We start from the raw sequence: 16,446 nt of genomic DNA, 5'->3' as shown, positions 1-16,446 counted from the left end.
GGAATTGTTTCTAGTCAAGAGGTGATGGAGCTAGCGTTTCCAAGTGGATTGAGATGATAATCTGGGCAAATGATAATATAGCTATCTTATACTTGAGTTAGGTAGATAACTACCATCGGTGATGATGTAAAGGTTATATACTAGGATCGACAGCTCTAACTATCATCCATCGGGAGAACGTTGATGTCAGTGTCCCAAATGGCGACAAGTCGTTTATACAAATCAGTTCAATCGCTCTGCTCTGCGCGTAATGCTAACTTGCCTGTCGAACAGGGCAAGTGCCTCTATGAGCTAGTAGAAAATGGCGTTGAGCTTCATCGGGCGCATTTTCTCCTCGACTCCCAGCATAGCGAGTATACTTCTCCCGTCGCGAAGATCATGTTTGATGAGGACAACCAACTTTGGTATTTCTATGTTCCCACATATCACAACGAGCTGTTAAGGTGGGTGCCTTATAAGCCACTTCCATTTAGCCGAATGCTTGAGGACTTACTCAACGAATTGGAGCGTGATCCTCAAGCGTGTTTTTGGGAATAGGGCGAGCCCAACGGATGCGAATGCCGACATGATTTATACTTTAGGCTTAACGACTTGGTTTCTAAAGTCTTTGGGGGTCATGTTGTAAACGGATTTAAATGCTGTACTGAAATGCGCTGCACTTTTAAAACCAGACTCAAACGCTATTTCTGTTATTGATTTTTCTGACTTGCGCAGTTGGGTTGCTGCGAAGTTTATCCGTTTCACCTTTAATATCTGAGAAAACGAAAGATCATCTGCGGCGAGGCGACGTTTCAAGGTCGCGATGGACATGCTCATATGAGCCGCTAAGCCTTCTAGCGTGATGTCTTTTTCAATATTACCCTCAATGTACTTAATGGCTTTTTGAGAGTCGCTCAGGCTACTTGCATCATCTATGATAGATAGGATGTTTGGCTCTACCTCAACCATCAACGACAGCAATGCCATTGCGATATGGCTTTGTGTGTAGTCTGGAGCGTTGCGACTCGCTAACTTAACCAACATGTCCTTCAATTGTGCTACTTCGCTACCGGATTGCGTCGAAAAAGGATAGAAGCGCCTTTCTTCCGTTTTGGAACGTAGCATCGGGTGCGCTTTCTTAAAGTCACAGAATATGTTTGGGTTGAAGACCAAAGCCAGTGCTTTAAAGCCACCGTCACTAGAGACGGCTTCTGCACTGCTCAGATCTGCGGAGTTATAGAGTGTGAAATCTCCGGCTTTAAGTTCAAATTGCTCGCCATTAGGTTGATGAACTAATAGGGCACCTTCTTCAACAATATATAACCCATTATGTGTTGCAGTGTAACGCTCACTTTTGCGCGCAGTGAAGTGATTAAAGCGAATGATCTCAATGTTCGGCATACTCGTTCTTATCGTTTTACATAACAAATAAAAAAGGCGCTCAATAGAGCGCCTTTTAACTTCATTCGGTATTATTCACTTACAGTCTGTTCTGTTTGTGCTGCTGGTTGTTCAGCGAATACCTGGGTTGGCTTTGCAACTAAACTGCGGTTTTCTTGGTTTACGTCCGTAAGGACAATTTCCAATGTATCCCCAAGTTTGTATACGACCTCTTTATCGATAGAGATGGTACCGTTGTCGCCATTGCACTCAATTCTTTCTTTATTATCAAGAATTAGTGCACCAGGAATAAAGGCTGCTGCGCCATTTTCGAGAAGTCGGACACGTGCGCCTGCACGATTAATATCGAAAATCTCACCTGTGAAACAAGTTTTCTTGCTCGGCTCATCAGCAAGCGTGCGTGCATATAGCCAATCTGAGACATTTCGCTCAGCGATTTTATGATGTTTACGATGTAGAGCTAGCTCTTCGCCTACTTGGTCATCTGGTTTTTGTACGGGTTCTTTACCAAGGATGACGGCCTTCAACATACGGTGGTTGATCATATCACCGTATTTACGAATTGGTGATGTCCAAGTTGCATAGATGTCTAAACCCATTGCGTAATGAGGCAGAGGCTGATTACCCACTTCACTGTATGCTTGGAACTTACGAATACGGTTATCTAGATAAGACGTTTCTTGAGCTGCCAACCAGCGGCGCAACGCAGCAAAGCCTTCTAGTGTAGCAATAGACTCCGCTGTGAACTCCAACTGGCCTTCTGGATTGACAAGTTGAACCACTTCTTCAATCTTCTCGTTCTTGATACCTGCATGCGTATTGAAGACACCTGTTTCAAATTTATCGCGTAATGTACGACCTGCACAGATGTTTGCGGTAATCATGGATTCTTCAACAAGACGGTTTGCACTGCGGCGCATGTCTGCGTGGATAGCGATTACATCGTTATCTTCACTGAGCTCAAAACGGTAGTCAGGGCGGTCTGGGAAGACCACTGCGTTTTTCTCACGCCATTCAGCGCGAGCAAGAGAGAACTCATAAAGATCACGAACGATGGTCGCGATCTCTTCAGATGGCTGCCATGCTTCAGAGCTGCCGTTTTCTAACCAATCAGACACGTGATCGTATGCTAGGCGGGCATGTGATTTGATGTTTGCCGCGAAGAATTTAATATCGTCGCCAATCACACCATCTTTACTTACCGTTACGGTACAGCAAATAGCAGGGCGGGTTTCACCTTCAATCAGAGAACATAGGTTGTCCGCTAAATCGCGAGGTAGCATCGGGATGTTGCGGCCTGGAAGATAAATAGTATAGCCACGCTCACGCGCTACTTTATCCATTTCATCTTCAGGTGTGATGTAGGCGGTTGGGTCCGCAATAGCGATGGTGAGTTCGAAATCGCCAGATACGGTTTTCTTCGCGTACAGCGCATCGTCCATATCTTTAGTCGACTCACCGTCGATAGTGACGAATGGAACATGAGTCATGTCTACGCGTTCTAGCTCCGCGTCGTCTTTCAGTTCCCAGTTATCGATGCCTGCTGGCTCAGAGTTTGGTAGATCGTTTTGAGCAAGCGTTACCCACCAAGGCGCAATTTTATCATTCGCGTCAGTGATTTTTTCAGAAATTTCTACGAAGAAAGAGTTATCGCCTTTTAGAGGGTGGCGAATAAGATGTGCGACAACCCAATCACCTTCGGCGAACTCGTCAGGTTTTAGACCTTTCTTTAGTTTCGCTTTAAGAGATAGCTTTTTAAGCTGTGGGTGATCAGGTGCTACGTTAAGCTTACCTTTGAACATTTTTACTCGACCAATAAAGCGAGTCACGGCTTGTTCCAGCAGCTCTTGTGGCTCTGCAACTTCGCGTTCATTTTCGGTGCGGATAATGGCGACGACTTTGTCACCGTGCATGCACTTTTTCATGTACGCAGGCGGGATGAAGAAGCTAGTCTTACTGTCCACTTCCAAAAAGCCAAAGCCTTTATCTGTGGCTTTTATTGAGCCTTCTTTTTTAGGCAGGTTTTCTTGGATTTGCTGCTTAAGCTGAGCGAGTAGTGGGTTATCTTGAAACATCTTTTCTTAAATTACCTATGGAGTTGGGCACACTATAATCATTGCGAGCTATTATTACTACCTGTGGAGCGTAATTTCGCCGTGAATTTTGCCAATTTAACCACGAGAAATTGGCTTAAATATTGATGAAATTCTCATCTGTGAGTTACGCGAATCTACGGGGAATGGTAGGGTTGGTGGAAAAATATGCTAAAAATACCATTGTTGAGAATAAATTGTGATGTAATTCAATTTTTTCTGGATTTTTTTATGCTTTTAAGGAATAATCCGCCTCCCTTAGTCGTCCCTAATGGCTTATCGCGGTTGTGTACTGTGCTGTGTTCCCGTCTGAATGGAATCAGTATCTGGATGGATCAGTATCGAATTGGAAGAGCATATGGGACTGTTTTTTTGTTTAATTAAGTAGGATCCCAATGCAAGATTCTGTTATTCAATTCAGTGATTTATCTCTGAATGATTCTATCCTTTCTGCTCTAGACGGAATGGGTTTCGTGTCACCAACTCCAATTCAGGCTGCGGCAATCCCACACCTATTGGAAGGTGCTGACGCGCTGGGTAAAGCTCAAACAGGTACAGGTAAAACAGCAGCGTTCTCTCTGCCTCTTCTCAACAAACTCGATCTAAACCAACGCAAACCGCAAGCGATTGTACTTGCTCCGACTCGTGAGCTGGCAATTCAGGTTGCAGCGGAAATGAAAAACCTTGGTAAAAATATCAAAGGTTTGAAAGTTCTAGAGATTTACGGTGGCGCATCTATTGTCGACCAAATGCGTGCTCTTAAAAGTGGCGCTCATGTAGTTGTCGGTACTCCAGGCCGTGTTCAAGATCTTATCAATCGCGAACGTCTACACCTAGACGAAGTTAGTACTTTCGTTCTTGATGAAGCAGACGAAATGCTAAACATGGGTTTCGTAGATGACGTAACTGCGATCATGGAGCACGCTCCAGAGTCAGCACAACGCGTTCTGTTTTCTGCAACTATGCCTCCAATGCTGAAGAAGATCGTTGAACGTTTCCTTCGTGACCCTGTAACGGTTGACGTTGCTGGTAAAAACCACACTGTAGACAAAGTTCAACAACAGTTCTGGGTAGTGAAAGGTGTAGAGAAAGATGAAGCGATGTCTCGTCTTCTTGAAACTGAAGAAACTGACGCGTCAATCGTATTCGTACGTACTCGTCAAGATACTGAGCGTCTGGCTGACTGGCTATCTGCACGTGGCTTCAAAGCAGCTGCACTGCACGGTGACATTCCTCAGTCTCTACGTGAACGTACTGTTGATCACATCAAACAAGGTGTTATTGACATCCTAGTTGCAACTGATGTTGTAGCTCGTGGTCTTGACGTTCCACGTATTACGCACGTATTCAACTACGACATCCCATTTGATGTTGAGTCATACATCCACCGTATCGGTCGTACTGGCCGTGCTGGACGTAAGGGTAAAGCGATCCTTCTAGTTCGCACTAACCAAATTCGTATGCTTCGCACTATCGAGCGTGTAACTAAGTCATCTATGGAAGAAATCCAACTTCCTCTACGTGACCAAGTTGCTGAAGCTCGTCTAGCTAAGCTAGGCGCTGAGCTTGAAGCAGAGAAAGAGCACAAAGCACTAGACAAATTTGCTGAGTTGGTAGAGAAACTACAAACTTCTCTAGACATCGACCCAGCAACACTTGCTGCTATGCTTCTTAAGCGTCAGCAAGGCAAACGTCCTCTGTTCTACATTGGCGAAGACCCAATGGTTGAAGCAATTGAGCGTGACAAGCAACGTCGTAAAGAGCGCCGTGAAGGTGGTCGCGATGGCGGTCGTAACTTCAACAACCAAGACTGGGATACTTACCAGCTTCAAGTTGGTCGTGAGCAAGGCGTTCAAGTTAAAGACATCGTTGGCGCTCTAGCAAACGAACTAGGTCTAGGTAAAGGTTCTATCGGTGCGATCAAACTAGCTCAAGGTCACACATTCGTACAGCTACCTAAAGCAATGACTTCAGACGCGGCGAACAAGCTAAGCAAACTACGTATCCGTCAACAAGATGTTGGTGCTGTAGTATGTGACTTCGATGATTTCCGCGAGTCTCGTGGTGGTCGCCGTGACGGTGGTCGTCGCGATGGTGGTCGTCGTGATGGCGGTGGTTACCGTGGCAACCGCGAAGGCGGCAATCGTGGTGGTGATCGTCGTGAAGGCGGTCGTCGCGAAGGTGGCTTCCGCGGTAACCGTGACGGCAACCGCGATGGCAATCGCGAAGGTGGCGAACGTCGTTTCGATCGCAACCGTGGTGGTGATCACCGTGGTGCACATCGTGGTGAACGTGGTCACGGTCGTGGCCGTCGTACAGACGCATAATCACGAGTGATTAAAGCGACGGTTTAAGTTGCTACACAAAGAATTGAAAGCCGAGCAAAGCGCTCGGCTTTTTTATGCGCGTCTAATACGGTTTTGCTTTTCATCGTGTTTGTTTACCCAACTTATTACTTCGTCTAAGGGCAGGGCAGGACAGAACAAGTAACCCTGAATGATGTCACAGCCTCGACTTCTCAAAAAATGCAGTGTGTCCATGTCTTGAACGCCTTCTGCTACGACCGAATACCCTAATCCATGTGCTAGCGCAATCGTGTTCTCAACGATAGAGCGGGAGCCTTCTGTGCGGCTTGCTGTGGAAAGAAATGAGCGGTCGATTTTAATTTGATCAACCGGAAGATCTCTTAACAGTGACAAAGATGAATACCCAGTGCCAAAATCATCCAAGCTGATCTTTATACCTAATCCTTTAATTTGATGAATTAAGGGGTTGAGCTCAACGACCCTATCGATCGCCATCGTTTCAGTGATCTCTAAACTTATTAGGTCAGCGAATTGCGGGTTTACTTTGAGCAAAGTTTCTAAGCGATTAAACAGCAAGTTAGATGAGAGATCTTTCGCTGATAAGTTTACGTGGACAGGAAGCTTAATGCCTTTCTCTATAAATGTTTGCAGATCCCTTTCTACTTGGTTAAGAACCCACATGGTAATGTTGTGCACCTGATTGCTACGCTCTGCGATAGGAATGAAGTCGTTGGGTGAGATCGTTTTACCATTTTCGTCATGCCAACGAATCACTGCTTCAAAACCGACAGCTAAGTTAGTGTGTGCATCAATCAACGGTTGGTAATACAACTGAAACTCCTCTTTTTCAAGCGCACATTGAATACGAGAAGATATCTCAAGTTGGTACTTAGCCCCGACGTTCATATCTTCATTATAAAACGCAAAAAGATTGCCATTACGCTTGGCGTGATACATAGCGATATCTGCGTGCTTGATCAAAAGGTCATTGGTTAGGGCGTCATATGGGTAGGTGCTTATACCAAAAACAACGCGGCAGGAAACTTGAAACTCATCTAAATGAAAGCGTTCAGACATTGCAGAATCTAGTTCTTCTATGAGTTTTTTACCCGTTTCCTCGCATGCAGAAGATGTCAGGATGACAAATTCATCACCACCAACGCGGAATATCTGGTCATTGCCTTTCAGTTTCCCCTGAAGGCGTTGACCAATTTGAATAAGTAACTGGTCTCCACAAAAGTGACCCATTGCATCGTTGACTTGTTTAAAATTAACCACGTCAAAAAGGATCACCGAGAATGGGTCTCTAGATTGTATTCTGCCTTCGATAGACTCAAAGCAGTATTTACGATTAGGGAGCCCAGTAAGAGCGTCATGGACGGCATTGCGCTTCTCTCTTTCAGCAACGGTATGAAGCTCTAATATTGAATCGTTGCTCCACTTAATCACCAGCACGACAAAGATACTGCCGCCAAAAAGTATAAGAGAAACCCCCGTTTCTAAGAGAGAAGCAATAGGTTTTTGCATGATAGCGTGCAAAAAAACGGCATAAGCAAAAATGAAACAGCTGATTAACAATAATAGGAAAGTCCACCCGGTTACGTCAGTTTTCGAGCAGATGTTTTTTGTCATCTGCCATCCCCAGCAGAGCAAAATCAAACCTAAGATCACTAATAGAAATGCAATAGTGGGCACATTATTACCCCGATTTATTGATTGGTTTGTTATTTTTGTTCACCCAATAAACAACGTAGCTTATATATCTGACTTTGTACAAATTGACCTATTCATAAATTATGTTTAACAAGTGATATTTTTTAGCCTTCAAATAAAATCAAAACTTGCTACAGATCAACAAAATTTGTTCAATCAAATCGCTTTTACTAAAAGATTGTTGAAAGATTAAAAAATTATTGAATAATAGAGGGGCAAACAAGAAGTACGCAGCGCACAAGCGCTATTACAACCTCTGCTCTACAACAGGATAACTATTTCATGTCTAATTCGTTTGTACTGGTGATCAACTCTGGTAGCTCTTCATTAAAATTTGCTGTTATTGATTCTGAAACCGGTGAAGCTTTGGTATCAGGTATTGGTGAGTGTTTTGGCCTACCTGAAGCTGAAATCAGTTGGAAATATCAGGGAGAAAAAACCGTTGAAGCAATTCCAGCTGGCGGTAACCATCATCAGTACGCTGTTGAGCGAGTGGTAAAACTACTCGAAACTCTAGGTTTGAGCTCAAAATTTGTCGCTGTGGGTCATCGCATTGTCGCAGGCGGTGAAACCTTTAAAGGAACTGTGAAAGTTGATGAAACAGTTATTCAAGAAGTAGAGCGCCTTGCTGAACTTGCACCACTTCATAACAAAGCGAACGCTGAAGGCATGAGAGCGGCAATGGCGGCGTTCCCTTCACTGCCTCAATTTGCTGTATTTGACACTGCTTTCCACCAAACAATGCCAGCCAAAGCCTTTATGTACGCACTTCCTTACGAGCTTTACGAAGAGCATAAAGTGCGTCGTTACGGTGCTCACGGCACAAGCCACTACTACGTAAGCCGTGAAGCAGCGAAAATGCTAGATAAGCTGGTTGAAGAAAGCAGCTTTATCACTGTGCACTTAGGTAACGGTGCATCAGTGAGTGCGGTTAAAAATGGCGAATGTGTTGATACAAGTATGGGTTTGACGCCGTTAGCTGGCCTAATGATGGGCACTCGCTGTGGTGACCTAGACCCAAGTGTTATCGAGTTCCTTTTCCGTAAAGGCTGGGAAAAAGACGAAGTGTTCGAGATGATGAACAAGAAGTCAGGTTTCTTAGGTGTATCTGGTGTGACAAGTGATGCTCGTGGCGTACTAGAAGCAATGGAAGCGGGGAATTCACGTGCGAAGTTGGCATTTGAGATCTTCACTTACCGCGTTGCGAAATACATTACTTCCTACCTAGCGGCTCTGGATTCATTAGACGGCATCATCTTCACTGGTGGTATTGGTGAAAACTCACTACCAATTCGTCGTGAAATCTTGAAAAACCTAAAACTGTTAGGTTTTGTTGAAGATGAGAAAGGTAACGAAGATGCAAGATTTGGTAACGCAGGTGTTATTGCAACATCTGAGTTGTTAGGCGCCAAAGCTCTTGTTATTCCTACTAACGAGGAATTTGTGATAGCTAAACAATCGGTTGAGCTATTGTAATATATAACGAAAACAGAAAGTTAAAAGCGAGCCTCGTGCTCGCTTTTTTATTTAAAGCAATTTGGTAATTACTCTTTGAGTTTCAGAGCTTCGCGCTTTTCGATTAAAAAATCCATCAAGACGCGGATTTTTTTCGGCATATGCTCTCGTGAAGGCATATATAAATAAAACCCTGGAAACTCTTTGCACCAAGGTGTCAGAACTCGGGTCAATCTTCCCTCATCTATGTGCTTTTCCACCCATAAATCAATATGCTTCACTAAACCCACACCCTGTATTGCAGCTTGTAACATACTATAGTCATCATTAAAAATAGCATTGCCTTTAGGCTCGAAAACGAGGGTGCGCTTTGCAACATCTGGAGAGGTTAGCGACCAATGATCAATTGTTCCGCTAGAGGTAAAACGATAAGCAAGGCAATTGTGACCTTCTAAATCCTCAGGAGTTTGAGGTAGTCCATTTTGCCTAAAGTATTCAGGAGAGCCCACTATTGCCGTTGTTAACGGCGGAGTAATAGGGACCGCAACCATATGTTCATCTAAGCTTAATCCTAAGCGAATGCCAGCGTCAACGCCTTCTGCGACGATGTTAGAAAACCCATCATCCATGATTAGCTCTAGGCGTATTTTAGGATAACGAGAGAGGAACTCACCTAGATAGGGCTCAATAAGCAGCCGAGCAGCGGTTCTTGATACACTGATACGGATTAATCCCGAAGGCTCAAGATGAGAGTCGTTCAATTCGTTAACTACCTGCTCAATGTTCACCAATGAAGGTTGCAAAATATCAAGCAGACGTTGGCCTTCTTCCGTCAGCGACATACTTCTGGTGGTTCGATTAATTAACCGAACTTGTAGCTGTTGTTCTAACGCTTTTAGGTGTTGTGATAAGGCAGCACGGGTTACCCCCATTTCTAAGGCTGCTTTAGTGAAACTGCGATGGCGAGCAATATGTGCAAACCACGTCAGTGATGAAATTAAAGAAGGTTCTATTCTCATTTGTTAAGTATAACTAAACAGTCATGTAGATAAAACGATATTTATCCGAAACAGTGTGTTGACTAATATTACATCAAAGCTTAGGTCAGCCTGAGATGAACAGTTAACCTCTAATGGAGAATGTCGCTATGTCTAAAGTCACTTTCAAAAATCTCAATGGTCAAGGTATTGAGATTTCAGCGGTTATCAACTTCCCTACAGATTTTGATGCAAGTAAACAATATGCGGCGGTTGTTGTTTCACACCCAGGTGGTGGCGTAAAAGAGCAAACCGCAGGCCTATATGCGAGTAAACTTGCAAAAAGCGGCATAATTACCATTGCGTTTGACCGTTCGTATCAAGGTGAAAGTACAGGTGAGCCTCGCCAAATGGAAAACCCTTACACGAGTACTGAAGACGTGAGCGCAGTCGTCGACTATCTGACAACGTTAGAGTACGTCGATAACGATAAAATTGGCGCAATGGGGATTTGTGCTGGTGCGGGCTATAGTGCAAATGCAGCGATCAATGATCGTCGAATCAAAGCACTGGGTATGGTTAGTGCCGTAAACATTGGCCAAATGTTCCGTAATGGTTGGGATAATTCGGTTAACGATGCTGACGCTGTTGGTTACTTAGAATTTGGTTCGAATGCTCGCACAACCGACACGAATGGTACAGAATTCGCGACTATTCCTTTAGCTCCGATGCGTGAAGAAGATGCCTCAAATGCAGAGCTACGCGAAGCTTGGGAGTATTACCACACACCACGTTGTGAACATCCAAATGCGCCGGGTTTTGCTCTAACTCGTAACTTAAACCAGATCATTACTTACGATGCGTACCACAAAGCGGAAGCATTCCTAACTCAGCCAATTCTTGCAGTCGTTGGTCGTGACGCAGGCAGCAAATGGATGAGTGATGACTTGATAGAGCGTGCAGCGAGTACAGATAAATCACTATATGTGATTGAAGGTGCGAACCATATGTCGCTTTATGATGTTGCAGAATACGTCGATGACGCAGTATCTCAACTCGCATCTTTCTTTCAACGCACTCTTTAATATTCCCGATGAAAGGCTCGATTGCTTTGAGCCTTTCAAGGCTTTTTACTCTCAAGGTATGGGTTATGAACACGCAAAAAATCACTTTTAGAAATGCTGATATGGCTTGGGATATGTCTGCATTAATTTTATTTCCAGAAGGCTTCAATGAATCGAAACGCTACCCAACAATGATAAGTGTTCATCCTTTTGGTAGTTGTAAAGAACAAACATCCAGCGCTGTCTATGGTAAAGCCCTTGCTGAGTTAGGTTACGTCGTGATCGCATTTGACGCGAGCTTCCAAGGAGAATCGGGGGGATTGCCTCGCTACGTAGAAGACCCAAGTCAACGTGTTGAAGATATCAGTCGCGTTATCGACTATGCAGTGACTTTACCTTATGTCGATGAGAATAGAATTGGTGGACTCGGTATCTGCGGCGGTGGTGGTTACATGATCAATTCAGCCCTAACCGAAAAGCGCTTGAAAGCTGTCGTAGGTATTACGCCTGTTAACTTAGGTCGCTTGTTCCGTGAAGGCTTTAGTATGTACGACCCTATCGCCAATCTTGAAGCTATGGCTGCACAGAGAACAGCCGAAGCTCGCGGCTCAGAGCTGAAAATCGATGAACTTCTTCCTCCAAATATTGAATTTGCAAAAGAAAATGGATTAACAGAACGAGACGTGTTCGAAGCTACTGAATACTACAAAACATCACGTGGACAAACCGAAGGTGGTGCAACTCGTATGCTGTTTTCACATGCACAGAAAACACTGAGCTGGGATGCCTTTGCATTTGCCGAAACGTTATTGACTCAGCCTGTTATGGCCGTGGTAGGGCAAAAAGTCGGGGCGTTTGGTGCTTATCGTGATGGGCAGGAAATTTATGGCCGCTCTGTTCAATCAAAAGACCGACAGCTGGTTAATTTGGGAAACTGGTCTCACTATGAACTGTATGACCATCCAGAAGCAGTCGGCATTGCAATGGACAAGGTTTCTGCATTCCTTGAAACACACTTAAAATAATCTAATAAGTTAGAAGCGTTTTGTAGAGTTGCAAAGCGCTTATTTTTAACAGCGTAAGATGTAGTTCGAAGCGAGTAGGTCGGTAAATCTTCGTGCGAATAACCTCATCTACAGGCTCTTGGCTAAATACCACTGCCAAATACTGTTTAAGACAATGTACACTGAAACCTAATTAAAGGCTTTAGATAGGAATGAAGTTTAATTTATGCGCAAATCAGATAAGAAGGTCGAGAATCTAATTAGAGAAGTGTTGACCGAAGTTTGTGAAGATACGCTAAAAGGCTACGATGGCTTTCTTTGGGTGACTCATACCGTCAAATTCTCTTCTTTTCCACAAAGCTTAGAAATAGTCTGCGTCTTCGAAACGAAGCAAGATCGAGCTAACTTTTTTGAAGGAGAGGGCCGCCAGCATGTTTCCACAACTATTCAAAAGGCCTTTAATAAGGTAGGAGTGCAACTAAAGAACGTCAGTAAGCAAATCAGTTACGATACAAAACAAAAGTGTTAGTGCGGGCAGCAATTGAAGTGAGTTAGGGTTGTTTTAGGCATCCAAAGCTTCATTTTATGAGTTTTGATATAAAGCCTGAAGACTAAGCTTGGGCTTTCTCTGCCAAACTTATCTTTGCCCCAAAATAAGCTGGAATAAATACTCTACAAAATTTGGTGCTTGCGTTTTACCCTACAAAAAGTTATCCGATAGAATACAAACCAACATAACTTGCCCCTTCACTATGCTTGTTTGACTTGGCAATTTGCCTATTTAACCAGTTAATTCCTCGAGGTATCTTGTTGGGGGATGATAAAGCACTGAAAATATTGTTATTATCCTTTTTCATTTACTAGTAAAACTAAACCCCATGAGATATGAATCCGCTCCTGTAGCTCCAGTAGAAAGACAAAAAACCACAAGAGAACGTACAGTACGTCAACGCCTAGAACGTCAGGAAGAGCTGAGATATACCGCGAGCGATGAGAAACGATGGGCTGAAAATAGAGAGCGCGTTCTTGCTGAACGCAAAGCTGCCCAACAAGCTTATGGCTTAACAGAAAAAGAATGGGACGATGATTTACAAAAGCAAGCTAAAGAATATCAATGGGACACCTCTCAACAAGAGAACGTCAGTATTGCCGTACTAACCGTTGAAGAAGCCAACGAGTATTTGGATTTGCTCATTAAAGACACGCACGGACAGCTCACTATAGGTAAGGACTACACTGGCGTTAGCAAGGGACTTAAAGACGCTTATGACGTGGCCAAAGATCTCGGTGGATTTGGGGCAACCGCCAAAGCCGTCAATATCAATGGTGTAATGAACATTGTGGTTGAGAACTACAAGCCTCGATATTTAGATTTAGGTGTCCGTTGGCAGGAAGCAACGCCTAAAATGCTTAAAATTGGCCACGCCCTAAACACCGTTCGAGGCAATGTCAGTTTCTTGAGCAGCAATATCTATGTAGAACTTGTGTTCAGTGGTGCGGTTAATGCAGTTGATTACATATTGCACGATGAAAAAACGCTAGGTGAGGTAGTAGGACAGTTTACATCGGATGTATCAAAAAGTGTGGTTGCTGGTGTGATTGCTCAAGGCATAACGATAGGGCTTAGAGTTGGAGTTACCGCAGCGTTTGCAGCGCCACCAACAGCGTTATTGTTGGGTTTCTTTGTGCTTACTGCTTTCGGTATTGGTAAAGTTGTTTCGGCTATTGATGACCAATACAAGTTCACCGAACCAATGAAAAAAGAAATTGAGAGGTTGATTGATGAAAATTAATCGTTTTCGCTCTGGACTATTTTTGGCGGCATGCATAGCATCATCATTGCTCATAGTCCCTTTCTCTACCAATGGCCTTTACGACTCAGAAAGTCTCCCAAATGTGGTCAAGATATACAGCCCACTAAATGACGCGTCATTACTGGCTCTTAGCTACGCAATGATCACTGCATCGTTATTGTCATTGATAGTATTCATTACTGGCCGATGCTTAAGATGGTTACCTAAAGTGGTTGTGTTAGTTCTAAGCTGCTTATTCTTGGCTTCCTTTGCATATGGTTGGCATACGAATGTATCAACAAAGCAAGAGCTTAATGAGAAAGGCTATATTGAATGTGTATCTGAACGGGAGCTTGCATTGAAGTTCTCAAGCAAAACTTATGTTCTTCCCCCCGAGACTTGCGATTAAAGGTTTAGTGAAGATGGCCACTAGCGAACTGGTGACCAATGAAAGTCAATAGCCGTTTACTTTTTGAGGAAGCTTGGTAATCACTGCCAATACTTCGTCACATAGCGCAGAGGCATCTTCATAGGGGCAATATCGTTAACGTCCACTGGGTGGTGCACGTCACGAATGTCCGAGCCAATTTTCAGCATTCTTACCATTCTTGGAGCTAACACTCCTTGGTTGGTTAATGGAATACTAATCCTACAGTTTGTAGTGGCCAAAGGAGTTTGGCCACGCATTTGAAGCCCATCCATACATAAACTAATCAGTATTTCGCTAATTTAGCAAAATCACTAACTCAAAAATGTCCAAAAGCTTGTTGGTCGGTGTGCTGTTATTGGTTCCTCCGTGCGTTGTTAATAGAAATACAAGCGAATAAGGAGTGGATAATCGCTCAAACGGCGGATGGAACAGCGATAAAACGGCAAAAATTATTGGAACTAAGTCAAAGCCCTTTTTTGATGGAAAGACTTATTGATCTGAACACACCAATTTTCCATATAAGTACATCCACAAATACAAACCTCAAACTGGCGATAAAGAGCTTTAATATTGATAAATATATAAACAGCTTGGGCGCTGAAGAAATTTCAGTATACTGCGCTTAGGTTACACTGTAGAAAAAATCGCCGTATTCCCAGCGGGGTCCTTTGATGAGAAATAGAAATCGCGTTTGAATATGCAACCAAACGATTTTGCCGCTTGCAGGTTATTCGGTATACAAATAATAAACCTTTGACTAGTCCGAAGGTCGGTCGAATGAGAGAAAGTCATGTTTTTTAATAAGTCGCTTCAACAAGAAAATCAACGATTAAAGCAGGAGTTGCAAATCCTGCAGCAAATCCAAACCAGTTTAGATGAAGAGATGATCCGCTTAACATTGGATAGTAAAGGCCTCATTACTTCTGCAAATACCAAACTACAGCAAGAACTTTTCTTACATGATGATGAGATCTTAACGAAATCAATTACTGAATTGGTACCGTCAAATTCGCGCAATACAGACCACTTTCATCGAATGAAGAAAGCCGTCCAAGATAAAGTGTTCTGGAATGGGGCATTGCAAGTACAGAAAGGTAATGGTGAGGAAGCCTGGTTAAGAACGATTATCCAGCCTGTTTTAAATGAGCGCAGAGAAGTAGAAAGCTTTTTTGTTTTTGCTTCTGAACTTACGCGAACGATCAAATCATCCCGTGAGCAAGAGGACATGCTAAATGCATTAAGTCGTTCTATGGCGGTGATTGAGTTCACATTAGATGGCCATGTTTTAAAAGCCAACGATAATTTCCTAAACACAATGGGTTATACGCTTGATCAGATTCTAGGGAAGCATCATCGCATGTTTTGTGATCAGGAAGAGTCGAGCTCTCAAGCTTACCGTGAGTTTTGGCAACGTTTAGCAAAAGGGCAATTTTCATCAGAGCGATTCAAACGAGTTAACCGTTATGGTGAAGAGGTGTGGCTAGAGGCTTCATATAACCCTATCCATAACGACAGAGGAGAGCTCTACAAGGTCGTTAAGTTCGCGACAGATATTACCCAGCAGGTGATGCAGGAACAGAAAATGGCCCAGGCTGCGCAATTGGCGAACGAAATCTCCCAAGAAACTGGAACACAAACCCTGCAAGGGCAAGAGGTTATAGGCTCAACGTTAGAAAAGATGCAGATACTTTCCGAGCAAATGCAGCAAGCGAACACCGCGATTGACGAGCTTAAAGCGCACTCATCGCGTATTAGCGAGTTGGTAAATAGCATCAGTGGTATCGCTGACCAAACTAACTTATTGGCGTTAAATGCGGCGATAGAAGCGGCTCGTGCGGGTGAGCATGGTAGAGGTTTTGCCGTTGTTGCTGATGAAGTCAGACAGCTTGCTACAAGAACCAATGCAACCACCGATGAAATTGTCACAATGGTAAGTGAAAACCTACAGCGAACAGATAACGCAGTTAAGCTGATCGCTAAATGCCAAAAAGAAGCACTAGATACGCTAGAGCTCTCTGAAAAAGCAGGCAATGTGATGAATGAAATACAAGATGGCGCTAGCCGTGTTGTAGAGGCCGTGGAGCAATTTAACCGCTCGTTGTAGTTAATCAATAAGTTTTCATTGTAGGGGCGATGGGTAAAAAGCAATTCGCCTTATTCAACCTGTATTGAGGAGCGCTGAAGTCGCAATACTACTCCTGCCGCAGTCAAGTTAAGCGTTTTGAAGGGGA

12 protein-coding genes and 1 pseudogene are annotated in these 16,446 nt (G+C 43.7%); 9 read left to right on the top strand and 4 right to left on the bottom strand.

Translation table 11 applies throughout. The annotated features are described in order from the left end of the window. Window positions 1–183 precede the first annotated feature (183 nt). On the top strand, window positions 184–537 hold the full coding sequence (locus R7E42_RS11455; protein ID WP_017635751.1) for a DUF3024 domain-containing protein: 354 nt from the start codon (window positions 184–186) through the stop codon (window positions 535–537). A 33-nt stretch (window positions 538–570) separates the two neighbouring features. Here R7E42_RS11455 and R7E42_RS11450 read toward each other — a convergent pair whose 3' ends face one another. Further along, entirely contained in the window at window positions 571–1,380 is an 810-nt protein-coding gene (locus R7E42_RS11450; RefSeq protein ID WP_151515454.1) for a helix-turn-helix transcriptional regulator, read from the bottom strand. A 71-nt stretch (window positions 1,381–1,451) separates the two neighbouring features. Continuing rightward, window positions 1,452–3,455 carry an exoribonuclease II gene (gene rnb, locus R7E42_RS11445; protein ID WP_151515455.1) on the bottom strand — a complete coding sequence of 668 codons (2,004 nt, stop codon included), beginning with the start codon at window positions 3,453–3,455 and terminating at the stop codon, window positions 1,452–1,454. Between the two features lie 413 nt (window positions 3,456–3,868). Here rnb and R7E42_RS11440 point away from each other — a divergent pair, with 413 nt between their 5' ends. Continuing rightward, window positions 3,869–5,800 (top strand): DEAD/DEAH box helicase, encoded by a 1,932-nt coding sequence (locus tag R7E42_RS11440; protein WP_005375680.1) that lies wholly within the window; start codon window positions 3,869–3,871, stop codon window positions 5,798–5,800. Between the two features lie 72 nt (window positions 5,801–5,872). Here R7E42_RS11440 and R7E42_RS11435 read toward each other — a convergent pair whose 3' ends face one another. After that, entirely contained in the window at window positions 5,873–7,411 is a 1,539-nt protein-coding gene (locus tag R7E42_RS11435) for a putative bifunctional diguanylate cyclase/phosphodiesterase (RefSeq protein ID WP_031781023.1), read from the bottom strand. A 363-nt stretch (window positions 7,412–7,774) separates the two neighbouring features. Here R7E42_RS11435 and R7E42_RS11430 point away from each other — a divergent pair, with 363 nt between their 5' ends. Continuing rightward, on the top strand, window positions 7,775–8,968 hold the full coding sequence (locus tag R7E42_RS11430) for an acetate/propionate family kinase (protein WP_318072678.1): 1,194 nt from the start codon (window positions 7,775–7,777) through the stop codon (window positions 8,966–8,968). Between the two features lie 68 nt (window positions 8,969–9,036). Here R7E42_RS11430 and R7E42_RS11425 read toward each other — a convergent pair whose 3' ends face one another. After that, window positions 9,037–9,966 carry a LysR family transcriptional regulator gene (locus tag R7E42_RS11425; RefSeq protein WP_256913326.1) on the bottom strand — a complete coding sequence of 310 codons (930 nt, stop codon included), beginning with the start codon at window positions 9,964–9,966 and terminating at the stop codon, window positions 9,037–9,039. Between the two features lie 128 nt (window positions 9,967–10,094). Here R7E42_RS11425 and R7E42_RS11420 point away from each other — a divergent pair, with 128 nt between their 5' ends. The 6 genes and pseudogenes from R7E42_RS11420 to R7E42_RS25935 all read left to right on the top strand — a co-directional run bounded on the left by R7E42_RS11420 (window position 10,095) and on the right by R7E42_RS25935 (window position 16,319). After that, window positions 10,095–11,009 carry an alpha/beta hydrolase gene (locus tag R7E42_RS11420; protein ID WP_318072677.1) on the top strand — a complete coding sequence of 305 codons (915 nt, stop codon included), beginning with the start codon at window positions 10,095–10,097 and terminating at the stop codon, window positions 11,007–11,009. Window positions 11,010–11,074: 65 nt separating this feature from the next. Further along, a complete protein-coding gene (locus R7E42_RS11415) occupies window positions 11,075–12,013 on the top strand; it encodes an alpha/beta hydrolase (RefSeq protein ID WP_318072676.1) in 939 nt (312 codons plus the stop codon). Window positions 12,014–12,218: 205 nt separating this feature from the next. Beyond that, window positions 12,219–12,521, top strand: coding sequence for a hypothetical protein (locus R7E42_RS11410; RefSeq protein ID WP_031781024.1), 303 nt, complete (start codon window positions 12,219–12,221; stop codon window positions 12,519–12,521). Between the two features lie 349 nt (window positions 12,522–12,870). Further along, window positions 12,871–13,785 (top strand): hypothetical protein, encoded by a 915-nt coding sequence (locus R7E42_RS11405; RefSeq protein WP_005386210.1) that lies wholly within the window; start codon window positions 12,871–12,873, stop codon window positions 13,783–13,785. Between the two features lie 1,220 nt (window positions 13,786–15,005). After that, window positions 15,006–15,785: pseudogene (locus R7E42_RS25940) on the top strand (PAS domain-containing protein); the annotation flags it as partial. After that, window positions 15,783–16,319, top strand: coding sequence for a methyl-accepting chemotaxis protein (locus tag R7E42_RS25935; RefSeq protein ID WP_372036153.1), 537 nt, complete (start codon window positions 15,783–15,785; stop codon window positions 16,317–16,319). The pseudogene R7E42_RS25940 and the gene R7E42_RS25935, both read left to right, overlap by 3 nt. Window positions 16,320–16,446 lie beyond the last annotated feature (127 nt).

This window comes from Vibrio sp. Vb1337, assembly GCF_033338715.1.
In the GTDB taxonomy this organism is placed as follows: domain Bacteria; phylum Pseudomonadota; class Gammaproteobacteria; order Enterobacterales; family Vibrionaceae; genus Vibrio; species Vibrio alginolyticus.
Note: the sequence above shows the minus strand (reverse complement) of the source record. Positions and strands in the feature narration are given on the sequence as shown.